This window comes from Lacticaseibacillus hegangensis (assembly GCF_003946465.1).
GTDB classification, from domain to species: Bacteria; Bacillota; Bacilli; order Lactobacillales; family Lactobacillaceae; genus Lacticaseibacillus; species Lacticaseibacillus hegangensis.
Genome location: NZ_RHOL01000020.1, coordinates 21,849 through 43,253, shown reverse-complemented (window position 1 = coordinate 43,253; position 21,405 = coordinate 21,849). Strand labels below are relative to the sequence as shown.

General features: G+C 50.7%; 22 protein-coding genes. 15 read left to right on the top strand and 7 right to left on the bottom strand.

Annotated features, from left to right (window positions below; all coding sequences use genetic code 11):
* Positions 1-206: 206 nt before the first annotated feature.
* From EKM86_RS07565 to EKM86_RS07550, 4 genes are all read left to right on the top strand, one after another.
* Complete coding sequence (locus tag EKM86_RS07565; protein ID WP_125756671.1) at positions 207-1,514, top strand: PTS sugar transporter subunit IIC; 1,308 nt, start codon at positions 207-209, stop codon at positions 1,512-1,514.
* The gene (locus EKM86_RS07560; RefSeq protein WP_125756669.1) at positions 1,511-3,406 is read left to right on the top strand and encodes a DUF4838 domain-containing protein; all 1,896 of its coding nucleotides are present in this window, start codon (positions 1,511-1,513) and stop codon (positions 3,404-3,406) included. Before EKM86_RS07565 ends, EKM86_RS07560 begins: the two co-directional genes overlap by 4 nt.
* Before the next feature lie 204 nt (positions 3,407-3,610).
* Positions 3,611-4,078, top strand: a complete 468-nt coding sequence (locus tag EKM86_RS07555; protein ID WP_225419380.1) for a PH domain-containing protein — start codon at positions 3,611-3,613, stop codon at positions 4,076-4,078.
* Entirely contained in the window at positions 4,068-5,618 is a 1,551-nt protein-coding gene (locus EKM86_RS07550; RefSeq protein ID WP_125756665.1) for a PH domain-containing protein, read from the top strand. Before EKM86_RS07555 ends, EKM86_RS07550 begins: the two co-directional genes overlap by 11 nt.
* A 71-nt stretch (positions 5,619-5,689) precedes the next feature.
* Here EKM86_RS07550 and EKM86_RS07545 read toward each other — a convergent pair whose 3' ends face one another.
* Entirely contained in the window at positions 5,690-6,805 is a 1,116-nt protein-coding gene (locus tag EKM86_RS07545) for a peptidoglycan-binding protein (RefSeq protein ID WP_125756663.1), read from the bottom strand.
* Positions 6,806-7,086: 281 nt separating this feature from the next.
* Between EKM86_RS07545 and EKM86_RS07540 the strand changes: the two genes are divergently transcribed.
* Both EKM86_RS07540 and EKM86_RS07535 read left to right on the top strand, forming a co-directional pair.
* Positions 7,087-7,362, top strand: a complete 276-nt coding sequence (locus EKM86_RS07540; protein ID WP_125756661.1) for a hypothetical protein — start codon at positions 7,087-7,089, stop codon at positions 7,360-7,362.
* Complete coding sequence (locus EKM86_RS07535; protein WP_125756659.1) at positions 7,356-7,721, top strand: type II toxin-antitoxin system PemK/MazF family toxin; 366 nt, start codon at positions 7,356-7,358, stop codon at positions 7,719-7,721. Before EKM86_RS07540 ends, EKM86_RS07535 begins: the two co-directional genes overlap by 7 nt.
* A gap of 92 nt (positions 7,722-7,813) precedes the next feature.
* Here the strand turns inward: EKM86_RS07535 and EKM86_RS07530 are convergent, their stop codons facing one another.
* On the bottom strand, positions 7,814-8,587 hold the full coding sequence (locus EKM86_RS07530; protein WP_125756657.1) for an alpha/beta hydrolase fold domain-containing protein: 774 nt from the start codon (positions 8,585-8,587) through the stop codon (positions 7,814-7,816).
* A 131-nt stretch (positions 8,588-8,718) separates the two neighbouring features.
* Here EKM86_RS07530 and EKM86_RS07525 point away from each other — a divergent pair, with 131 nt between their 5' ends.
* The gene (locus EKM86_RS07525; RefSeq protein WP_125756655.1) at positions 8,719-9,555 is read left to right on the top strand and encodes a metallophosphoesterase family protein; all 837 of its coding nucleotides are present in this window, start codon (positions 8,719-8,721) and stop codon (positions 9,553-9,555) included.
* 48 nt (positions 9,556-9,603) lie between these two features.
* On the opposite strand, the gene EKM86_RS07520 is transcribed toward EKM86_RS07525, so the two are convergent.
* From EKM86_RS07520 to EKM86_RS07500, 5 genes are all read right to left on the bottom strand, one after another.
* On the bottom strand, positions 9,604-10,185 hold the full coding sequence (locus EKM86_RS07520) for a GH25 family lysozyme (RefSeq protein ID WP_125756653.1): 582 nt from the start codon (positions 10,183-10,185) through the stop codon (positions 9,604-9,606).
* The gene (locus EKM86_RS12505) at positions 10,178-10,348 is read right to left on the bottom strand and encodes a YvrJ family protein (RefSeq protein ID WP_225350801.1); all 171 of its coding nucleotides are present in this window, start codon (positions 10,346-10,348) and stop codon (positions 10,178-10,180) included. Before EKM86_RS12505 ends, EKM86_RS07520 begins: the two co-directional genes overlap by 8 nt.
* 156 nt (positions 10,349-10,504) lie before the next feature.
* Positions 10,505-11,884, bottom strand: coding sequence for a branched-chain amino acid transport system II carrier protein (gene brnQ, locus EKM86_RS07510; RefSeq protein ID WP_125756651.1), 1,380 nt, complete (start codon positions 11,882-11,884; stop codon positions 10,505-10,507).
* Between the two features lie 421 nt (positions 11,885-12,305).
* Entirely contained in the window at positions 12,306-13,217 is a 912-nt protein-coding gene (gene murQ / locus EKM86_RS07505) for an N-acetylmuramic acid 6-phosphate etherase (RefSeq protein WP_125756649.1), read from the bottom strand.
* The gene (locus tag EKM86_RS07500; protein ID WP_125756647.1) at positions 13,204-13,968 is read right to left on the bottom strand and encodes an alpha/beta hydrolase; all 765 of its coding nucleotides are present in this window, start codon (positions 13,966-13,968) and stop codon (positions 13,204-13,206) included. The genes murQ and EKM86_RS07500 overlap by 14 nt, the downstream gene beginning before the upstream one ends.
* A 117-nt stretch (positions 13,969-14,085) precedes the next feature.
* Here EKM86_RS07500 and EKM86_RS07495 point away from each other — a divergent pair, with 117 nt between their 5' ends.
* The 8 genes from EKM86_RS07495 (at position 14,086) to EKM86_RS07460 (ending at position 21,405) form a co-directional block, all read left to right on the top strand.
* Positions 14,086-14,988 carry a BadF/BadG/BcrA/BcrD ATPase family protein gene (locus EKM86_RS07495; protein WP_125756645.1) on the top strand — a complete coding sequence of 301 codons (903 nt, stop codon included), beginning with the start codon at positions 14,086-14,088 and terminating at the stop codon, positions 14,986-14,988.
* Positions 14,985-16,070, top strand: a complete 1,086-nt coding sequence (locus EKM86_RS07490; RefSeq protein WP_125756643.1) for a DUF871 domain-containing protein — start codon at positions 14,985-14,987, stop codon at positions 16,068-16,070. Before EKM86_RS07495 ends, EKM86_RS07490 begins: the two co-directional genes overlap by 4 nt.
* 111 nt (positions 16,071-16,181) lie before the next feature.
* On the top strand, positions 16,182-17,516 hold the full coding sequence (locus tag EKM86_RS07485) for a PTS sugar transporter subunit IIC (protein ID WP_125756641.1): 1,335 nt from the start codon (positions 16,182-16,184) through the stop codon (positions 17,514-17,516).
* 35 nt (positions 17,517-17,551) lie between these two features.
* Complete coding sequence (locus tag EKM86_RS07480) at positions 17,552-17,815, top strand: acylphosphatase (RefSeq protein WP_125756639.1); 264 nt, start codon at positions 17,552-17,554, stop codon at positions 17,813-17,815.
* Positions 17,815-18,948: an exo-beta-N-acetylmuramidase NamZ family protein gene (locus EKM86_RS07475; RefSeq protein WP_125756637.1), complete on the top strand. Its 1,134-nt coding sequence runs from the start codon at positions 17,815-17,817 to the stop codon at positions 18,946-18,948. The genes EKM86_RS07480 and EKM86_RS07475 overlap by 1 nt, the downstream gene beginning before the upstream one ends.
* Before the next feature lie 13 nt (positions 18,949-18,961).
* Positions 18,962-19,294, top strand: coding sequence for a hypothetical protein (locus EKM86_RS07470; protein ID WP_125756635.1), 333 nt, complete (start codon positions 18,962-18,964; stop codon positions 19,292-19,294).
* Between the two features lie 76 nt (positions 19,295-19,370).
* Positions 19,371-20,231, top strand: a complete 861-nt coding sequence (locus EKM86_RS07465) for a MurR/RpiR family transcriptional regulator (protein WP_125756633.1) — start codon at positions 19,371-19,373, stop codon at positions 20,229-20,231.
* 13 nt (positions 20,232-20,244) lie between these two features.
* Positions 20,245-21,405, top strand: a complete 1,161-nt coding sequence (locus EKM86_RS07460) for a GNAT family N-acetyltransferase (RefSeq protein WP_125756631.1) — start codon at positions 20,245-20,247, stop codon at positions 21,403-21,405.

Below are 21,405 nucleotides of genomic sequence, written 5' to 3'. Positions count from 1 at the left end.
TATGATGTCTCCCTTAGTTCAAGTTTATCTTTAGAAAATAAAAAAATCAAATGATTCAGTTAGCACTGCAACATTGGGCTTAAATTGACAAATGCAAGCCCTCACTTGCACTATTTAAATTTTAAAAAGTAAAAAAATGTCGTTGACTAATAAGCGTTTTCATTATAGTATAAGTTCGAATTTAAAAATAAAAGGGAGATGTCATTATGCACGCGTTTATGGCTTTTTTGCAAAACAAGCTAGCTCCTTTGGGCGAACGTATCAGTAAACAGCGTCATCTCAAGGCGTTACGTGAAGGTTTTATGCTGGCGATGCCACTGGTCTTGATTGGTTCGATTTTCCAAGTAATTGTCAGCTTTCCAGTGACCAGTTGGACCAACTGGCTCCACCAGGTAGGGATGGATGTTGTACTCAATAATTTGGTCAGCAATAGTTTTGGATTAATTGCCTTATTCACATGTTTCGGGGTGGCCTATCGGTTGGCCACTTCCTATAACACAGATGGCCTATCGGCGGGCGCCTTGGCGCTGGCAAGTATGTTGCTCACAACACCGTCACTCACAGATAAGACTGGGGCAGCAGGTATTCCTTACGCTGGCTTAGGCGGCCAGGGGTTGTTCACCGCAATTATTGTCGGTTTCATTACCGCAGAAATCTTTCGTTGGTTCATTCAAAAAAACATTACGATCAAGATGCCGGACAGTGTCCCGGATGTGGTCGGTAAGTCATTTATGGCACTGGTGCCAGGCACTGTCATTTTGATTTTCTTTGAAGCAGTGACCTGGATTATTCGTACTGTTGGGATTGGTAGCCTGAACAATCTGCTTGCCATCATTATCGGTAAACCACTCAGCTTGATTGGCGGCTCATTGGTCGGCACATTTGTTGCGATCCTGCTCAACTCTCTGTTCTGGTTCTGTGGCGTCAATGGTGGTCAAATTGTGAATACCGTGATGCAGCCAATCTGGTTGCAGTTCACTGACGCTAACCGGGTCGCGATGGCTCAAGGGGCTGCGCACTTGCCAAATATTATTACGCAACCATTCATTGATCTGTTTGTTTACATGGGCGGTGGCGGTGCGACCATCGGACTGGCTCTTTGCTTAATGTTCTTCAGCAAGAGTCATGAGTACAAGACACTGGGTCGAATTTCTGGGATTCCTGCCATTTTTAACATCAATACTGCGATCCTATTCAGTTTTCCGACAGTTTTGAACCCTATTATGTTGATTCCATTCCTGCTGGCACCACTGGCAAACGCAACAATTACCTATTTTGCCATGCTGTCAGGGCTGGTACCTTTAACCACTGGGGTCGTGTTGCCATGGACTATGCCGCCGATTATTGGTGGATTCCTTGCTTGCGGTGGCAGTGTTGCGGCGGCAATTCTGCAATTTATCTGTGTTGTGCTTTCCGTTGCCATTTACTACCCATTCTTCAAGGCTGCAGATAATGCGCGGCTCGAGGAAGAAGCCAAGGGCAAGACAGCGCCAGTAAAGGGGGCTGAGGTATGAGTATCACCATCTTTTCAGACCAGCAGAATCAAACAACCTTGTTTGCGAATCAAGAGGCACAGTATTACTTTAGCAAGATGACCGGGGAAACAACTAAAGCAGTCGAGAATTCTCAGGCCGCCGATATTGTTTTGCACGTCGTTCCGGATGATCAGGCCCTCGATCATGTGCGTTATGATCAGTTCCACGGCAAGGTGACCATTGTCGGTAACCGGCCTGTCGCCTTACTAATTGGACTTTATCAATATCTACATGATCAAGGTGCCCGCTTTCTGAGACCGGGACGTGCCAATGAGGTGGTTCCCAAGCTTGGCACGGCAATGCTTCAGACAGAGCAGCATTATGATCACACAGCCAGTTATAAACATCGTGGTGTTTGCATTGAAGGTGCGGATTCCCTTGAAAACATTGTCGATTTTATTGATTGGCTGCCAAAAAATGGCTTCAACAGCTTCTTTATCCAGTTTGCTAACCCGTACACGTTTCTGAAGCGGTGGTACGGGCATCAATTCAACCACTCATTAACAGGCAAGGACCTCTCGAATGATGAGATTCGTGAGATGAGTGCAAAAGTTGACGCTGAAATTGCCAAGCGAGATTTGCGACATCACCGGGTTGGCCATGGCTGGACCGGTGAGGTGCTAGGTTACTCTTCCGAGTTTGGATGGGAGGATGGCGAAAAGCTTCCCGAGTCCAAGAAGTCATTAGTGGCAGAAGTCAATGGTAAGCGCGACCTGATCCAAGGCACACCAATTTTTACTAATCTTGACATGTCTAATCCGACGGTTAACCAGAAGATGGCGCAGGTAATTGTTGACTATGCTAGACAGCACTCAGAAGTCGACTATCTACATGTTTGGCTTTCCGATGGCGATAACAACGTCTGCGAATGTGATAACTGTCAGAAGGTGTTACCGTCAGACCAATATGTTGAATTTTTGAACTACCTGGATGAACAGCTAACGGCTGCCGGGTTAAATACTAAGATTTGTTTTCTGCTTTACCACGAGCTGTTATTTGCCCCGGAAAGTGCGACAATTAAGCATCCGGAACGATTCGTGATGATGTTCGCGCCAATCAGCCGGACTTTTGAGAAGAGTTATGCGGATGTCGATTACGCGCATGGCATTCCCGAGCCCACTCCATACGTTCGTAATCACACGACCCTGCCGAACTCGTTGGAGGAAAACTTGTCCTTCTTGTTCGCCTGGCAAAAGATGTTCAAGGGTGATAGCTTTGTTTATGATTATCCCCTTGGTCGTGCGCACTACGGGGATTTGGGCTACATGAAAATTAGTCAGATCATCAGCCGCGATGTTCAATACTTGAGTAAGTTACACCTAAACGGCTATATCAGTTGTCAGGAGCTGCGGGCTGGTTTTCCAACGACGCTTCCAAACTATGTCATGGGTCGGACGTTGTGGGACAAGTCCTTGTCCTATCAGACGTTGCGAGATGAATATTTTAAGGCTGCATTTGGTTCTCGCGCACATCAAGTGGTTGACTATTTGGAACGAATTTCCGCTCTGTCGAGTAGTGATTACTTCAATGCAATCGGGCCTCGGGTGAACGCCAATCAAGCGGCTCACTTCACCGCCATTGTTGATAATATGACGAAATTTTTGCCTGAAATTCAGGCAGGACTTGCGGCCTCAACAGGGGTTCCTCACCAGAATTGGCGAATTCTGGACTATCATCGCCAAGTATTCTCTAGGCTCGCGCATGCGCTGGCATTGCAAGCTGGGGGACATCAGCAGGAAGCAGAACAAGAATGGATTGAGTTCGAGGACGCAATCAAACTTCATGAACCGGCCTTTCAGCAAGAACTCGATGTTTATCGAATCACCGAAGTGGCAACCAACTACGCCGGATTTAAGAACCGAGATGATTAATGAAAGTTAAGTCTCAAAATAGTTGAAGACACAGATGCAATAGCATAGGTCTGTGATTGACATGCCTGCCCCGATTTATCCCCGGGGCAGGTTTTTATTTAGACACATGGCCAACCAGGAATTATTGAGATAGCGAACAGAATTGTCATGTCACCCCGTTGCAATCGTTTTCGGGGTATACTACCGGCAAGAGGGGTGATGGGGATGAAAGGGGAACACTTACCGGCGCAGATCAAGACGGTTTGGCGCACGAAAGCACTGATTGACGGGGCCATCTGGCTGGCGATCACCATTTTTCTGCTGGTTGCCTGGCAACTGTGGCACTGGCCGTGGTGGCTGCCTGCCATCACAGGTGCGGCGGCGGTTCTGCACGCCGGCATCCACCTGGTGCTGATTCCGTACCGGTATCAGTTCTGGCGTTATCTGATCACACCAACCGCGGTGTATTTGCGCAGCGGCTACATTTTTCGCTCGGAAAAGGCGGTGCCGATCAGCCGGATCCAAAACGTGACGCTGGAGTCCGGGCCAATCATGCAGTGGCAGGGGCTGCAAGAGGTGCAGGTGCAGACGGCCTCGACGACCGATTCGATCGCTGGCGTGACGCAGGAGGTGGCTGCCGAGCTGCGGGACCGGATCATGCAGCTGGCCCAGGAGGCGCGCAATGAAGGATGAGCGTCTGCCGCTGGCCGCTCTGATTTTGATGCTCGGCCAGAGCCTCTATAATAGCGTGATTTATGTCATTGGCCTGGTCGTGATCGGGTTTCGGGACCGGGCCGATGGCGGCTGGATCGTCTGGCTCTTGGTCGGGGCTGGCTTCCTTCTGGTGGTCGCCAGTACCTTGGTGCGGTACCTGCGGTTTACCTATCGGCTTGCTGATTCTCAAGTCGTCATCAAGTCCGGCCTGTTTGTGCGCAAGACTCGCCACATTCCCTACGCCAAAATTCAGACGCTGCGCCACCAGCAGTGGTTCTTCCTCAAACCATTCAACTTGGAAAGTCTGGTGATCGAGACCTCCAGTAAGAATGGGAAGGAGGGCGAGGCGCAGCTGTATGCCGTGGTCCCGGCAGTGGGCGCGGAAATCGAGGCCCGACGGAAAATGCTGCGCGGCGAACAAGCTGCTGTGGCTCAGGCGGCTGCAGCCGAGGCGGACATCGCCGGAGCGGCGGATGCGCCAGTTGCAACTGTCAGTTCTGCTCCGGCTGAGGTCGAGTCGCCAACCGCGCGCTACACGATTTCCGCCCATGACCTGAACGTCTACGCCTTGACCTCCCTGGGATTTATCCCGATTCTGACTGGGGCGCTGTGGCTGTGGGACAAGTTCGATGACATTGTGCCCAAAGGCTGGGAGCGCAACATTGATCACTACATGGCCCAGCTGGCCGCCGCGGCCTTGCTGGCGCTGATCGTATTTGCGCTGATCGTCGGGATCCTGATTTCCTACCTGCGCTTGCTCCAAAAATACTACCAGTTCACGCTGATGCAGAATGGCGACACGCTGACCGCCGCGCGCGGTCTGCTGAAGCGGACGCAGGTCAGCACGCGGCTGCACCAGCTGCAGGCGGTGCGGTTTTCCCAAACGGTGCTGCGCCAATTGTTTCACCTGACCACGGTGCAGGGGTTGATTGCCTCGAATGCGTCCGATGACGAAACCTCTGACGCGACGGTCCTGATGCCAGTGGTCAAGGAGGACCAGGCGCTTTTGACCATGCGCCGCTTCATCACATGGCTGCCGGCCGCGGTGCCACCGCTGCAGCCGGTCCAGCGCCGCCGCTACTGGTACTACATCCGCAACTCGGTGCTGACTGGGTTGGGGCTGGCGGTCGGGCTCTCGCTCGCGATTTATTTTTGGCAGGCGAAGTGGCTGGCCATCGCGATTGGCCTTAGCCTGGTCTGGGTGGCCTTCACCGCCTTTCAAGGGACGTACGCCGCGCGCAACGCCGGGGTGAAGATTCTCTCGCCAGATCTGCTGGTCCTGCAAAAGGGCGGCTGGTGGCGCCGGCAGCGCTTCTTCGTGCGGCGTGCCAACATTCAGTCGCTGGAGGTCAACACCAGTTACTGGCTGGCCAAAAAGCAGGTGGCCCACCTGGTGGTCAACGTGCGCAAAGGCGACGGCAACGAGAACATCGAGGTCAGTTACTTGGAACAGTCGATTGCCGACGCAGTGCGCGCCTGGTATCGCCCGGCCGATTTTCAAGGCGGCGGCCTGCAGTAGGCAGAAAATGAAGGCAAGCAAATAGGCATCTCGGCGGTTCGGCCGGGATGCCTATTCGATTCTAGTGAAGCTTATTTTGCCAACTTGGCGGCGTCGATGATGGCCTTCAGGTAGCCCTGAGTGTCAGCAAAGGTCGCGCCGGACACAACATCTGTGATGTCGCTCTTCTTGGTCTTGCCGTCCAGCGTTGCGGTTGCGGCCTCAAGTTCGGCAATCGTCTTGCCCTTGGCGAAGTCGTTGATGGCGTCGGCGTTTTCCTGCCAGGTGTGGGTCGCCTTAGCTTCCTTTTTCATCAGGTCGGAGTACGCCGTGTCATTGGCGCGCTTGGAGCCGAGGACGGTGCCGGCCTTTGTGGTCTTGCCAAAGTCGCTGTCGGAATTCGGCACGCCGCCGAAGCTGCTGCTTGGCACGTACTGGAACTCGTCGACGAAGGTGTCGGCGATCTTGTCGCCTTGCATCGCGACGGTCACGATGGCGAAGGACTGCTTGCCATGAGGGGCGGCGAGGGTCTGGCCAGTCACGATATTGTTGTCTGTGGTTTCGATCCCGGTGGAGACCATGCCAGTGGTCGCCGCGTCGTAAATCGCCTGCAGGTAGCCCTTGGTGTCGACAAAGGTGGCGCCGGAAACTACATCGCTGATCTTCTTGGTCGCGGCCACGTCGCCGACTGCCGCCTTCACCTCGTCAATAGTCTTGCCTTTTACGAAATCCTCGATTGCCGTCGCGTTTTCCTGCCAGGTGTGAGTCGCCTTAGCTTCTTTTTTCATCAAAGCGGAGTACGGCTTGCTGTTTTGGTACTTGCCGATCAGGATCTGGCCCTTCGGAAAGCCCTTGCCGAAGTCCGAATCGCCGTTTGGCACGGCGGTCCAGTCGGCGCTTTTGGCCACGTACTGGAACTCGTCAATCTTGGCGTTGACGATGGTGTCCCCGTTGAGGGTGACCGTCACGGCGGCGAATGATTGCTTGCCGTGCGGTGCGGCGTACAGCTGGCGCATCACCAGGGTGCCTTGGCCCGGCACAGTCCCGTCCTTGACGGCGCCGGTGCTGATCTTCACTTTGGCCGCTTTGGGCGCGGTCTTGGAACTGCTGGTCTTGCTGCTGCTATCTGACGAGCTGGAGCTGTTGCCGCACGCGGCTAGGCTCAGTGTCATCAGCACGGTGGCCCCGATAATCGTGATCTTCTTCATAAAAAGTCCTCCCTATAAAAGCGTTTTCATGGCTTATGTGAAGTGTATCACAGTGAGCCGGGAGAGCACCAGCAAAATATTCAACGCGTGAATCAAATCAGTGGCGGGTCGTCTCAGTCTCTTCTACACGGTCTTACTAAATGACAGCGAGATCGGAAGGAACTCTATCTGACAAAAAGAATTAATTCAGGTGGTCAGATGAGATTCAGCCACAAAAGTATACACTTGTATATCTATGACATTCAGGATATACTTTGGTTATACGGAAGGGGACGATTAAGTTGGATACGAAAGATAGAGTAATTGGCGAATACAAGGCTCGAAAGGTCGGTAATGCGACGGTCATCACCATTCCGAGTAGTTTAGATGTTAAAGTGGGTGAAAAATTCCTGCTAAAAGTCAGTGCAACTGGAGATCAGATCATTTTAGAACGAGAAAAAAGTTCTAATCCATGGGAGAATGGTCAATTCGCCGATTTTGATTTCCGTCAAGACATCGCTGAGGTTGGAAACTATGCCAATGGTAAAGACATAGGTAAGGAGAATGTTGAATGGTAGTGAGCCAAGGAGATTTGATCTGGATCGATGCTGAGCCTCATGCTGGACATGAGCAAGGGGGTCACGATCCCGAGCATGGAAATATTCGCCGACCGATGATTGTGCTCTCGACCGCTGCCTATTATAAGCAGACAGGCTTGATCCTTGGGATGCCCATCACACATGCTAGTAGTCAGAGAGAAGATATCCGCCCAGCCATTGATGACAAGAAAAGTGGTATTCACGGTTCAGTAATCACGTATCAAATACAGAATTACGATTTTCAGGCGCGTCACGGCCAAGTCGTCGGCCACGTGTCGCACGGTTATATCATGCGGCTTTTACCTATTGCAGTCGGCGCTATGGGGGTCGAGTTATAACTCATTGTTACCTGGTCTGCTGAAAAAGAGACTAAAAAACCTCGCCCACAAGTCAGCGAGGCAACGCGTCTGTCAGCCATGACAGACGCTTTTTAAATCACTTTATTCAAGAATAGGTTCAGCTCATCAAAGACATCATCGAGGTAACCTTTAGCATGGCGGCTGCCGGTTACTGTCCGCAGCGTGAAGGGCACCTGAGCCTGGCTCAGGGCCTCTCCCATTTGAAACAGGCCGCTGGTCGGCACGAACTCGTTGAGCGAGTTGGCTAGGTACAGCGGGCCCGTTTTGGCGGTGATGCGCGGCGCCGGTGAGGCCTTTGCGTAGTCGGCTGGGGCGATATAGTTGGTCATGAACCACTTGTAAAACGGATCGTTGGGCCCGTCCTGATTAATGGTCGCGCTGGCCCGCTGGTTGAAGTCGCTGGTGTCGCCTTCCGCGGCGTCGACGTCCTGGTGTTTGCTTAGCCAGTCGCCGATGTCCAGAATGCCAGACAGCGAAACGGCGGGGATGCCGTACTTGATAGCCAACTCGACTGACATGTTGCCGCCGGCAGAGCTGCCGACCGCTGCCAGGTGACTTTTATCAAATGGCAGCTGCGCGGTTTTCACCCAGGTCATCAGCGTTTCCATGTCAGCTTGAGCGGCCGGATAGTGGAAGGCCGGTGCGATGCGGTAGTTCGGCACTAGGACCACATACTGGCGCGCCGCCCAGCGCTCGGCCCAGTCCTCGTCCTTGGCCTTGTCACCGCGGAACCAGCCGCCGCCGTGAATCTGAATGATTCCGCCGCGCGCCACGCCGTCCGGCCCGTAAAGGTCCAGGGTCAAGTGGTTGGCGGCGTCGTAAACGACATCGTGTTTGATTTGCATGGTACCACCTCCAGGGTCAGCTTAACCGCGATGGCGCGAAAATTCAAAAATTTTGGCTTGCGCTGAGGCAAGGCCGGCCGCTTGACAGCGGTGCGCCATTTCGTATGATTACCTCAAGGAGGCGGGGGCAGATGCAAGACGAAACGATTGCGGTAATGGCCGATGTGCACGGCAACCAGACGGCGCTAGAGGCGGTGTTGGCCGACGCCAAAAAGCACGCCGCCACGCAGTACTGGTTTTTGGGTGACCTGTTCCTGCCCGGGCCGGCCGACGTGGCGCTGATCAAGCTGCTCGAGGCGGTCCATCCCGAAGTGTGGCTCAATGGCAACTGGGAGCTGGACATGTATGCGATCATGGCGGGCCGGTTCCACCTGGATAACCCCGGGGATGTCTACGTCGCCCGCCTGGTGGAATACGTGTGTGAGCACGTGAGCGCCGCCCAGTGGCAGACACTGCAGGCGCATCCGATCAGTGGGGAGCGCACGGTCAACGGGCTGAAAATCGGCGTGGCGCACAATCAGCGCACTCGCCCCGGCGGCCGCGACCTGTACCCGGCCCAGCCGCAGGACCATTTTGACCAGTTCCTGACTGCGGACCAGGATCTCGCTGTATACGGGCACACGCACCAGCAGGTGATGCGCCCGACGTCGGCCGGCCAACTCGTGATCAATCCTGGCGCGGTCGGCCAGCCGTACTCACCGTGGCACAAGTTTTTCGCCGACCAGCGGGCGCATTACGCGCTGCTGCACGTCGACCGGCTGGGCCGTGTGGCCGTCGAGTTCCGCAAGGTCGACTACGACATTCAAAAGGAGATCCAGCGCGCCATTCAGCAAAACGTGCCGTATCCGGAGCTGTATCGCCACCTGCGTGAAACCGGCGAGACCTCAACCCATGATTTACCGCTGCTGCGCCGGGTCAACGCCGAGCACGGGTACGTTGAGCAGGTCGCCAAGTTTTTCCATAAATAATCGCAAACAGCGCCCGCCATCGCTTAGGGATGACGGGCGCTGCAGTGTCTAAACCTTGCTGTAGAAGCCAAAGAAATCGTAGCTCATGTCGACTTTCAGGCCGTGAAAGTCGGATGTGAACTGCCAAGTGCCCACGTTGTTCACGCCGGGCTGGTTGGCCTGGTAGCGGGCAATCCAGAGGTTGAGCTTCGGCAGCTTCGCCAGGTTCACGCGGTTGTACCAGATCCAGCTGGCACTGGTGTACAGGTCGACTTTTGGATAGCCGGCCTGCTTAAGTGCGGTGATGAACGCGGCCACGCGGGCGGTCGTATCGCCTTTGATACTGGCGTCCTCCAGATCCAGCGCCATCACGCTGGTGTGGTTGAGGCCGCGCAGCTTAGCCGTGGCGGCGAAGTAGCGCGCCTCGGCCTGCGCCTGGGCGACGGTTTGGAACTTGGCGTAGTGGTAGCCGTGAACATGCATGCCCGCGGCCCAGGCGTTTTTGATCTGGGCCGGCGCCTTGGGGTTGCGGTAGCTGGTCCCTTCAGACAGCTTGACGATCACGGCCTTGGTCCCGACTTTTTTCAGGGTTTGGAAGAAGGCGGCGGTGTCCGGGTTCCAGGAGGAGACATCAGCGACTAGTTCAGCCATTGAGTTCACTTCCCAACTTCCCGACGGCGGCGATTTCCTTGGTCAGCTTGGTGACCTCTTCAATCAGCACATCGAGGCGGTGCTCCACGCGGGTAATCAGCAGGTACGCGATCACCACGCCGCTGGCCTGATTGATGAGGTAATTGGTGAGTTGTGCATCCATTTTTTCTCCTTGGGTGGCACTGACTTAAAGTTAGTATCTCACCTTTGCAAAAAAATGCCAACCGTTTGGGCTGGCATTTACGAAATTGACATAAACCTTTTCGCACAAGGCTGCCGCTAAGGCTTTTGGGAAGAACTTCGAAGCGGCAGGCAGTGTCTAGTCCAGTTCGGATGCCGCCGCAGTCTGGTGCTGGCGGACAAAGTGAATGGTCAGGCCAATCGCCAGACCGATCAGGGCAGGGGCGACCCAGCCCAGGCCGAGACTGGCAAATGGCAGGTAGGCGTCGCGCAGGTGGGTGACTGTCAGCCCGAACGCACTTTTCGAAACGACGGCCGGGAACGAGGCGACCATGTCAAACAGCGCAGGCACCACGGTGAAGGCCACGACGAAGCCGTAGACGACCGGGTCGCGGTGGAACAGGTGCGAGGCAACGGACAGGCCAATCAGGACCATCGCCAGTGGGTACAGGAAGATCAGCATTGGCGTCGACCACTGGATGATGGTGTCCAGGCCGAAGTTGGCAGTCAAGAACGACGCGAAGCTCATCATCGCCAGCCAGGCGCGGTAGCTGACCTTGGGGAAATGCTTGTGGAAGTCCTGCGCGAACGCCGCGACTAGTCCGACTGCCGTGGTCAGGCAGGTCAGGGTCAGCATCGCGGCCAGCAGCGCGTGGCCGCCGGCGCCGAAGTAATAGGTGACGATCTGGTTGAACGCGGTGCCGCCTTCAGCGCTGACGGCGAAGCGGTTGACGGACATGGCGCCCAGCCCGATCAGCAGGAGGTACACCAGGCCGATGGCGGCAGTGGCCAGCACGCCGGCCTTGGCGGTGAATTTGGCGACCTCACCATCCTTTTTCAGGCCGAGGCCGTGCACCGCGGTGACCACCGTGACCCCGAAGGCGAGCCCGGCGAGCGCGTCCATCGTGTTGTAGCCCTGCAAAAAGCCGTTCAGAAAGCCGGCTGACTTGTAATCAGCCGTCACGGCCGCGGCCCCAACGCTGCCCATGCGGTTCAGGTAGCCGACGAAAAACAGGACGAACAGCAGCACCAGGAAGGTCGGGTTCAGCACTTTGCCGACGGCGCTGGTGATTTTATTTTCCTTGTAAGACAGCAGGAAGGCCGCCAGGAAAAACAGCGCGGAGAAGACCAGCAGGCCGCCTTGCGCTGCGGCTTTTGGCAGCATCGGCGCGACCCCGGTGGTGAAGGCGACCGTTGCCGTGCGCGGCGTGCCGAACAGCGGGCCAATGGTGGCGTGGATCAGGATCATGAAGGCCAGGGCGAACCATTTGCCCAGCGGCAGGCCGACGTCATAGACCCCCTTGGCGTGCGTGGCGGAAATGGCGAGCACCGACAGCAGCGGCAGGACCACCGCGGTCACTAGAAAGCCCAGGGCAGCCGGCAGCCAGTTAGCCCCGGCGAGCTGGCCGAGGTGCAGTGGGAAAATCAGGTTGCCGGCGCCGAAGAACAGGCCGAACAGCATTGAAGCGACCACCACGTAGTCACGCGTTTTTAGTTTTGGTTCCGTCAATGAGTCCATCAAACATTCCTCCTGCGCTAATGCGCTTGCCATGAGAAAAAGAAAAAGCACCCCGATCTCCACCTGGAGATCAAGGGTGCTTGTGCACGTTACCACCTTGAGTACGCGAAACTGTCGCCAGCCTCGCCTCGACATGTACGGCCCGCAGGCGATACACGGCCACTGTAATGGGTGGCAGCCATGACCCGTTACTCTTGGTTCGGGGCCCTGCTCGAAAGGGATATTCACCGGTTACTCCCATGCTTCCTTGCACCTGACGAAGCTCGCTGAATGGGGATGATCGATTACTGGTCTTTCTCATGGCAATTTGATTTGTTGAAAATGAGTATACGGTTAGATTAGAGAACAGTCAAGCGTTTTAGAAAAAATGACTGAATTTTGGGTGATAGTCCAGATGCAGTTTAGGTTAATGACAGTAGGATTAGCTATTCAGACGAGGTTTCTTTGCTAGTTCAATACTATCCGCGATATGGCCGCTCGAGTGATCTAGCAGTTTAAGCGCAACGTCGCGGGAAACGTCGCACATGATCATGACAATCGCGACCTTTGGCTGCTTTTCGGAGGCTAAATAGAACTTGTGTGCGCGCTCGGATGACACCCCAGTAGCTTCAGAAATTATGCGCTGTGCCCTGTCGTTCAATTTAGTGTTAGTCGGCTTTAGATCCACCATCAGGTTGCTGTATGTTTTTCCTAACCGAATCATCGCAGTAGTAGAAATCATATTAAGAAGTAGCTTCTGGGCAGTTCCGGCCTTCATTCGTGTAGAGCCGGTTAAAATTTCGGGGCCCACGACAGCCTCAATGGGAAAGTCAGCATACTGACTAATTTCGGAGTGGGGATTGCAACTGATTGACCCAGTTTTACTGCCTAATTTACGAGCATACTTTAAGGCGGCAATTACATATGGTGTTCTGCCACTAGCCGCAATCCCAACCAAGAAGTCTTTGGCACTGAATTGTCTTTCCTTCAAATCCAGAGGACCTTGAGTTGTTGAATCTTCGGCACCTTCAACAGGTTCAGTTACCGCTCGTTCGCCTCCCGCAATAACACCCTGTACCATGCTTGGCTCGACTCCAAATGTCGGCACGCACTCAGATGCGTCTAGGACGCCCAATCGTCCACTGGTGCCAGCACCGATGTAAAAGAGTCGTCCCTGGTTATGGAAAACATTGACGATGCTATCTACCATCTGGGCTAAAGTCGTTAGCAAATGCGGCTCTGCAAGGGCGTTGGGAACTTCTTGGTCCGCAGTATTGATCGTTTTGAGGATTTGCAAAGTTGACTGTTCATCGATATGCATAGTCTTAGAATTTCGTTGTTCAGTCACGTTCATAATTGTTTCCTCCCACACGGTCAATTTTTTTAAGCGGTAGCCACGACAGGATTGTAGATAGGTTTTGATCCCAGAATGTCCAATCGTGTTTTCCAGGCAGAACATGTTCATTGATGTCGATACCGAGTGAATCCCGCGCCGATTTTGCGAAGGCAACACTAGCATGCGTTAGCTGGTCATCTTTGCCTGCCAGCGTCAACCAATTCAGATGCTGAAGCTTAGACGCATTAGTTTCAAATTCATCTAAAAGAGTTGGAAGAGCAGCTGGTTTAGACCCTAGGCTAGATTCATAATCTGGCATAAAGCTTGGAACCGTCGATAAATCAGTCACAGGTGACAGGGTTGCGACGTACGAAAACTTCTCCGGCTGGTGCGCTGCCCAGTAAAAACTACCGTATCCGCCCATTGAGTTCCCAACTAAGAAATTTTCGCTTGCTTGCCTTGATAGGGGAAATAGACTTTGGAGATATTCTGGCAGCTCTTCAGAGAGGTAGATATAGTAGTGCAAGCCTCCAGGGAGGTTTCGGTAAAAAGACCTTCCCATATCAGGCATCACTACAGCAACGTTAACATCGGTTGTTAGTTGTTCGAGACGAGTCTTTCTGATCCAACAACTTCCGTCGTCTCCGAGTCCATGTAACAACCAGATGACCGGTATTTTCTGCCCTAATGGTTTGTCAGGCAGAATTAGATGAACTGTGTTTTGACCTTTCAAAATTGTGGACGAGAAAGTCAGTGCTAAGTTAGCCATTCTAAGATCTCCTGAAATATATAATCTTAAATATCGGTTCAAAGTTGAAATTTTATTTCTTATGCCTATAATGTAACCGTACTCTCAACGATAGTCAATAGACTGAGGAGGAAACAAATGTCGTTTTTGGTTGGGATCGACAGCGGCGGAACTCATATTGTTGCCCAGGTGCTTGACATGGATGGATCAGTTAGGAAGACCTTCACGGGTGGACAGGGGAATATTCTGATCAGCTTTTCCGATACTGCAGAAAACTTGACCAAGATTATCTCTAAAATAGGCAAAACGTTTTCACTGTCCGAGTGTACAGCAGTAGTGATTGGAGTTGCTGGCCTTGATACAGCGGGAACTGCACCGCAGTTGCGGGAGCAGTTAGCCCAGCATTTTAATGTTCCAATTATTTTAATGAGTGATGCGACGCTAGCAGTTTGGAATATTCTCTCGGGAAAATCGGGGGTTTTAGCCCTTGCAGGAACTGGTTCGGCAGTCTTTTCGAGATTTGGAAACCGGACCGATCGCGTAGGTGGTTGGGGTTATCTCATTGGAGACGAGGGCAGCGCCTTTGATATCGCACGCCGAACGCTAAGAATGTTGGCTGATTCATATGATCGTCAGGACGACACGTCATTTATGCACGCTTTTCTCCGTAAAAGTGGCTGTTCAGAGTTTCCTGAGCTGGCTGCTAGCATCTACAGAACAGATCGGAAAGGCATTGCTAAGCTCGCGATGATCACTGCTGAATTATCATCTTCATATTCAGAGGCTGAAAGGATTATTGAAGATGCCGCACAGTCATTGGGTAGGCAAGTAATCCTGATTCTCTCACGATACCCAGCGCAGACCAATCCGGTTGTCGGAGAGTCAGGAACCGTGCTTCAGCGCAATTTGACTTATCGGACTGCATTTGAAAGCTTTGTTTCGGACGTTTTCCCCAGCGCTGAGTTTACAACATCAGACCGAAACAATGCTTCCGGAGTATTTTACTGGTACCAATCAAACCAAGGAGGAAAAGAAATATGACGATGCGTCAACTGGGTTTGTCCATCTATCCTGATCACAGTAATCAGGATGCAGACAAACAGTACCTGTTGTTAGGTGAGAAGTACGGCTTCACTAGAATTTTTATGAGCATGCTAGAAGCAAAAGATGTTCAGGCAACAAAGAAAAAGTTTTCTGAGATAATTCAATTTGGTAATCGCCATGGTTTTGCAACAACTTTGGATATCTCTCCGCGTATCTTCGACCAACTTGGTATCTCATACACAGATCTATCTTTCTTCAAGGAAATCGGTGCAAAAGCCGTCCGACTTGATCAAGGGTTCAATGGCATCACTGAAGCTGATCTTTCATATAACCCAGAGGGATTGATCATTGAGCTTAATATGAGCAATGATACGGGTTATCTGGACAATATCTTAAGTTATCGCGCGAACGAGCCATTCTTATATGGCTGCCACAACTTCTACCCTCAGGTGGGGACAGGGCTGACCGACGCATTTTTTGAGAGTTGCAGTAAGCGATTTAAATCCCGTGGGATTCATACCGCTGCATTCGTCAGTTCACAGGTAGGCAATCAGGGGCCTTGGAATGTTAACGATGGTCTCCCTACTCGTGAGACAGACCGCTATTTGCCGGTTGACGTTCAAGCCAAGTCCATGTTTATGAGCGGTCTGATTGATGATGTGATCATTGGGAATGCATATGCGAGCGAGGAAGAACTCAGTAATCTTAGTCGGATGAATCGGTATATGCTTAGCTTTAAAGTCGATTTTGTTTCCGCTATTAGTGACGTAGAGCGAAAGATTGTCCTTAACGAAAAGCACTATCGTCGAGGGGATGCGAATGCCCTAGTTGCTCGCTCAACGATGTCTCGTGTAAAGTATCGCGAGGTAGCCAATCCACCTCACGATAATAAGGAAACCTTTAAGGTGGGAGACATTTTGATAGGGAATGACGGTTTTGGAATTTACAAGAATGAACTCCAGGTAGTTTTAACCGAACACAAAGACTCTAGGAAAAACAAGATTGGGTCGATTCGTAGCGAGGAATTGCCATTACTTAAGTATTTATATCCTTGGGCAAAATTTCAATTTGAAGCGTGAAGTCCTTCTCAGAAACAAAATTTCACTTTTTTCATAAAATCATTGAAATATTAAAACGAGATGCTATACTGAAGTTGCAAATTAAGCGTTTGCAGAAAGGAAGTTTGGACAATGAAAGGAATCTTGGATTGGGTCGAAGCTCATCTAATGCCTCCAATGGTCAAGCTGTCTCAGAATAGATATCTGGTAGCTATTCGTGATGGTATTATTGCCACAATGCCATTGGTCATGTTAGGTAGTTTCTTCGTTTTAATCGCTCAGTTTCCAATTGGCGCTTGGACTAAGTTTGTTGCCCCATACGTGGCGACAATCATGCTGCCATACCGAATCACTGTTGGGCTGATGGCTGTCTATGCTGCGTTTGGGATTGGCTACTCATTAGCTAAGCAAGAGAAGCTTGATGCACTGTCAAGCGGGTTTATCTCAATGGGTGCTTTCTTAATGACCACCATTCCCGTAAACGCTGTGGATGCGGTTCACACCAAGACTGCTCTTGGCATGGTAATGCCAATGACTTATCTTGGCGGGGCTGGTATGTTTTCAGCAATTATCGTCGCAATCTTTGCGACCGAGGTAATTCATTTTTGCGCCACCCATAACATTACGATCAAGATGCCAGATCAAGTTCCAGAGTCGGTATCTCGCTCATTCGCGGCTATTATCCCATCTGCGGTCGTTATTATTGTTGTTTGGGTGATCACTGGCTGGCTGCACTTCAATATCAACGAAGTTCTCATGACATTGTTTAAGCCAATTGTCAACGTTGGTATGAATACGTACTTTGGTTTGATTATCCCACCGCTGTTAATCACACTATTGTGGTCGACTGGTATTCATGGGGACTCGATTATCGGCAACTTGGTTCGCCCATTCTGGCTGATTCTTTGGCAGCAGAATGCAGATGCCGTCGCTGCCGGCCATGCCGCTGCTAACATTGCGACAGAAGGTTTCTACACATTTGTATGGATTGGCGGTTCAGGTGGTACGCTGGCACTGTGCTTGATTGCAGCGTTTTTTGCGAAATCTGCATATCTCAAGCAGGTTGGCCGTCTCGCATTGGTTCCTGGCATTTTCAACATCAATGAGCCGATTATCTTTGGGGCACCAGTTGTCTTGAATCCGCTCTTGGCGGTTCCATTTATCGTTGGGCCTTTTATCACGACGACTCTGACGTACTTAGCAATGACTTTTGACCTTGTCAATAAGACTTCAATGCTCGCACCGTTTACTGTACCATTTCCAATAATGGGGTATATGATCACTCAAGCTGATTGGCGCGCTATTGTACTCATGGTTATTAACTTCGCAATCTACTTGGTCATCTACTATCCATTCACGATGATGTATGATAAACAGTTGTTGAAGCAGGAACGTGAGGAGAAAGCGGAAGAGGACGAAGAAGCTGCTGAAGCTAAGACGTCCGGCACAGTCTCCACACAGGCATAGTTTTTGAGTTTTTGATAGAAAGGGACTAGATCGATATGCGGAAAAAATTGACGTTTCATGGCAAACTATCTGAAGGTGGGGTTAAGTATGTCGCCCAACGGTACGCAATGCAACTTCATCTGACAGGAGTTTCCTCTAAAGCGCCTGATGGTACGGTTGTTGTTGAGGTGCAGGGGTCGCCTGATGCTATCGATCAATTTAAGCAAAAAATGTCGGCTGGTAACCAATTCTATTCCGTCGATAGTGTTGATGAGGAAGAAATTCCAGAAGCCACGGAAAAGATGTTTAGGATAGGCTAATGACATTACTAGGAATTGAAAACGAACGCGTCTATCGGAGCATTATCACTGATAGGCGCGTTGCGCTTATTACGAACTTTACAGGAATGGATCAACGGTTTCGTTCATCGGTTGACTTGATCCGTAAGGACGCAACTCTTGTTAGAATCTTCACTCCGGAGCATGGCCTTTACGGAATTGCAGGTGCAGGAGAGGCTGTTGGAAGCTTCTACGATAAGCGACTGAAAGTTGACGTTGTGAGCCTTTATGGGGACAAGCGTGCGCCAAAGTCGAGTGAACTCGAGGATATTGATGCTTTGGTATTTGACATTCAGGATATTGGGGTCAGGTACTACACCTATATTTATACGTTGCTTGAGGCGATGAAAGTTGCAGCACGGGTCGGTACTCCATTAATTGTGATGGATCGGCCGTTGCCTTTGGGACGCCAAACTCCGGTGGGTGTTAAGCTGCAACCTGATTATTTTTCCTTTGTTGGCCAGTTGCCCTTACCGAATCGCTATGGACTGACCATTGGTGAGCTTGCGACATGGATGCGTGAACAGTTCGTGCCAGAGGCTGACCTGAACGTGGTGCCAATGGTAGAGTGGAATCCTGATTTGACTATCACTCAAAACGGACTGCCTTGGGTTCCGCCATCTCCTAATCTGCCGACGCTGAGCGCCTTGAAATTGTACACGGGCCTGTGTCTCATAGAAGGAACTAATGTCTCTGAAGGCCGCGGGACGGTCAGGCCATTCGAACAAATTGGTGCACCATGGATCAATGCTGATCAATTTGCTCATTATCTGACCCAAATTTTTCCGTCGAGTGGTGTGAGGTTTCAGCCTGTGTGGTTTAAACCACTTTCCTCTAAGCATGAAGGCGAGGTTTGCCAGGGAACTTCATTTCACATAATGACTTCCGACTGGTCGCCATTAATGTTAGGATATATAGTACTGAAAGCGCTTGTTCACATGTATCCAAATGAATTTAACGATAGTTTGGTTTCGCCACAGATTGGGACTGCTCATCATTTTATTGAGTACCTTGCCGGCGCTTCCCTGCAAACCGAGGAAGATCTAGATTCTTTGATTGCTTCACCGTTGACTGACTCGTTTTCTGAAGAAACAAGACGCTTCTGGCGTTATTGAGAGGAGGCTAAGCATGGTTTATCTATATACATTAGGTTTAATAGCGATCTTTGGACTCTTGTTCTGGGTAGCTTTCAAACTAGTTGATTCGGTATATAGCTCGGGTGGCAGAATCAATGGCATCTTAGTCGGCTTTATTTCTTTTGCCTTGTTAATTGGTGCTGTTATTCTCACACATAACAGAGTCATATTAGCGGCGGCTCAGGTAGTTTTCCTATTTGGTGGGATAGTGTTTTTCATGGCTTCTACTCGGAACTACAAGATGATTATGGCCGGAGAAGGCAGCGGCTGGCTCGCAAGGCGGGTTCGCCGGCTTCAAAGAGCATCTAAAGGCCACTCTAGATAGCTTTCGTATACTATTAGAGGAAGTCTCTGATACTTAGTATCGGGACTTCTTTCTTTCTAGGGAGGAAAAAGAGACTATGAGCTTTAAAGATCGTGTTGAAGCAAGTAAGAATCATTTAACAACCGCTGAAACCAAAGTTGCTGATTATGTGGTTAAGCATCCTGAACATGTCGTTCAGCTGACTGTTGATCAGTTGGCAAGGGCAGCTGGATCAAGCGCAGCGACTGTTGTCAGAATGGTAAAAAAACTGGACATCGATTCTTACGTTGGTTTGCGAATAATGCTTACTAAGGACTTATCTGAGGAATCGACCAAGAAAGCCCCCAAGCTGGATATTCAGGCAAACGAATCATTTAGATCAATACGGGACAAACTTGCCGAAAACGATATTACCAACATTCAGCAAACTAAGGATCTGCTGGACGCCAAGGAATGCGAGACAGCTGTCTCTAGGCTTCGCAAGACCAGAAATTTGTTTGTATTCGGTATTGGTGCTTCTTCTTTAGCAGCGGAGAACATTTATCAGAAGTGGTCTAGAATTGGTGTTCATGTTGTCAAGGATAACGATATGAACGTTTTCCTCACCGAGCTGAGTGCGGCGACAACTCATGATACGCTCTGGCTGATTTCTAACTCTGGCGAAACTCCGGAACTAATCTATTTAGCCGAATATGCCAAACGGCGTGGAATCTTTTTGATTACCCTCACACGCTTTGGGCGCAACCAGCTTTCGATACTTGCTGACGCAGCTCTTAAGACAATGAATCCGATGGAACCAGATATTCGAGTGGGTGCTACAAATTCGATTACAGGCCAATTTTATGTTATTGACGTCGTCCTGTATGTATATTTCAGTAGAACATTTAAACAGAGCTTTAGCAGAGTTGAGGCCTCCCGCAAACTAGTTAAAGATTATCAGGCAAAATTCAAAAAATAAGGGGGATGTGAGCTTGATTCGACATTTCACTCAGAACGATATCTCAGCGTCGGAAGATCTGCGTAGATACGTGTTTCACTCAGCGTATACGCCTGAAAAACGTACAGACTATCATTGCTTGTTAGATATGGGGGACGGCATTGGTGCATTCGACGATGGCAATCTTGTCGGACAGTTGATAAATCTTCCGCTGCAGATTTCCTTTTATGGAGACCAGATTAAGGCAACGGGAGTCAACCATGTCGGAGTTTATCCAGAGGCAAGAGGTCGCGGGATTGCGTCAAGTTTAATCAGAGAAAGCCTGTTAAGTGGGAAGAAATCTGGGTCTGTGCTATCGATTCTACAGCCATTTTCTCCCGCTTTCTATCGAAAATTCGGATATGATATTTTTACAAAAAGGATAAGATACCACTTAACCTCGGAAAAATTTCCTCATTTTGATACAAATAATCAAATTTTGATTCATCGCTTTGCTCCTTCAAACAAAGATAAAATGGACCGCTCCCAAATAAGAGCACTGTATCTTGAAGTCGCACTTCAAACACATGGAATGCACGTTAGAGACGAAAAATGGTGGCGGAGGCAAGAAACCCAGCATCCAGATTTAAATTATGCAGTTGCAGTGCATAGTGGAGACTATGTTGGCTATGTGAGTTATTCTCTGGATGGAACAAGGATGGAGATTATCGATTTCATTTATGAGTCGAATGAAGTGCGCAGGCAACTTTGGAATTTCTTAAGTGCCCATGCAGCTAATGTATTCGAAATTGGCTATACTTCCACTGCTGCTCACCAGATGAGTTATGATTTCTCGGATCCTAGAATAGAGCAATCAGTTTGGTTGGATACAATGGTCAGAATAATCGATATCAAAGCATTGCTTGAGATGTGGGTCGACAAAAATGGGTGCGTTCAGGAGTTGCGATTCCGGGTGATTGATGATGTGGCACCTTGGAATAGCGGTGTGTACACAATGAGCAAAAGTGGTGTTCAGCTCACTCAAGCGGGTTCTGGCGAGCAGGTCACTGCGCAGGAGCTGGCAGCAATATTTTTAGGCCCATTATCGAGCAGTTCATTAGCGTTGTATCTGGGTGCGTCCGATCGTCCGATAATAAACGCCTTAATCAAGATGGCGAGTAAGAAGCTGTTGGCTGACTTCATCAGCGAGTTTTAG

What these genes read in the sequence shown, in the direction of transcription:
- EKM86_RS07520 (WP_125756653.1), bottom strand. Translation starts at nt 10,185, where the DNA reads ATGGCTGAACTAGTCGCTGATGTCTCCTCCTGGAACCCGGACACCGCC.
- EKM86_RS07550 (WP_125756665.1), top strand. Translation starts at nt 4,068, where the DNA reads ATGAAGGATGAGCGTCTGCCGCTGGCCGCTCTGATTTTGATGCTCGGC.
- EKM86_RS07495 (WP_125756645.1), top strand. Translation starts at nt 14,086, where the DNA reads ATGTCGTTTTTGGTTGGGATCGACAGCGGCGGAACTCATATTGTTGCC.
- EKM86_RS07545 (WP_125756663.1), bottom strand. Translation starts at nt 6,805, where the DNA reads ATGAAGAAGATCACGATTATCGGGGCCACCGTGCTGATGACACTGAGC.
- EKM86_RS07470 (WP_125756635.1), top strand. Translation starts at nt 18,962, where the DNA reads ATGGTTTATCTATATACATTAGGTTTAATAGCGATCTTTGGACTCTTG.
- EKM86_RS07485 (WP_125756641.1), top strand. Translation starts at nt 16,182, where the DNA reads ATGAAAGGAATCTTGGATTGGGTCGAAGCTCATCTAATGCCTCCAATG.
- EKM86_RS07565 (WP_125756671.1), top strand. Translation starts at nt 207, where the DNA reads ATGCACGCGTTTATGGCTTTTTTGCAAAACAAGCTAGCTCCTTTGGGC.
- EKM86_RS12505 (WP_225350801.1), bottom strand. Translation starts at nt 10,348, where the DNA reads ATGGATGCACAACTCACCAATTACCTCATCAATCAGGCCAGCGGCGTG.
- EKM86_RS07500 (WP_125756647.1), bottom strand. Translation starts at nt 13,968, where the DNA reads ATGGCTAACTTAGCACTGACTTTCTCGTCCACAATTTTGAAAGGTCAA.
- EKM86_RS07525 (WP_125756655.1), top strand. Translation starts at nt 8,719, where the DNA reads ATGCAAGACGAAACGATTGCGGTAATGGCCGATGTGCACGGCAACCAG.
- brnQ (WP_125756651.1), bottom strand. Translation starts at nt 11,884, where the DNA reads ATGGACTCATTGACGGAACCAAAACTAAAAACGCGTGACTACGTGGTG.
- EKM86_RS07555 (WP_225419380.1), top strand. Translation starts at nt 3,611, where the DNA reads ATGAAAGGGGAACACTTACCGGCGCAGATCAAGACGGTTTGGCGCACG.
- murQ (WP_125756649.1), bottom strand. Translation starts at nt 13,217, where the DNA reads ATGAACGTGACTGAACAACGAAATTCTAAGACTATGCATATCGATGAA.
- EKM86_RS07480 (WP_125756639.1), top strand. Translation starts at nt 17,552, where the DNA reads ATGCGGAAAAAATTGACGTTTCATGGCAAACTATCTGAAGGTGGGGTT.
- EKM86_RS07465 (WP_125756633.1), top strand. Translation starts at nt 19,371, where the DNA reads ATGAGCTTTAAAGATCGTGTTGAAGCAAGTAAGAATCATTTAACAACC.
- EKM86_RS07535 (WP_125756659.1), top strand. Translation starts at nt 7,356, where the DNA reads ATGGTAGTGAGCCAAGGAGATTTGATCTGGATCGATGCTGAGCCTCAT.
- EKM86_RS07560 (WP_125756669.1), top strand. Translation starts at nt 1,511, where the DNA reads ATGAGTATCACCATCTTTTCAGACCAGCAGAATCAAACAACCTTGTTT.
- EKM86_RS07530 (WP_125756657.1), bottom strand. Translation starts at nt 8,587, where the DNA reads ATGCAAATCAAACACGATGTCGTTTACGACGCCGCCAACCACTTGACC.
- EKM86_RS07490 (WP_125756643.1), top strand. Translation starts at nt 14,985, where the DNA reads ATGACGATGCGTCAACTGGGTTTGTCCATCTATCCTGATCACAGTAAT.
- EKM86_RS07475 (WP_125756637.1), top strand. Translation starts at nt 17,815, where the DNA reads ATGACATTACTAGGAATTGAAAACGAACGCGTCTATCGGAGCATTATC.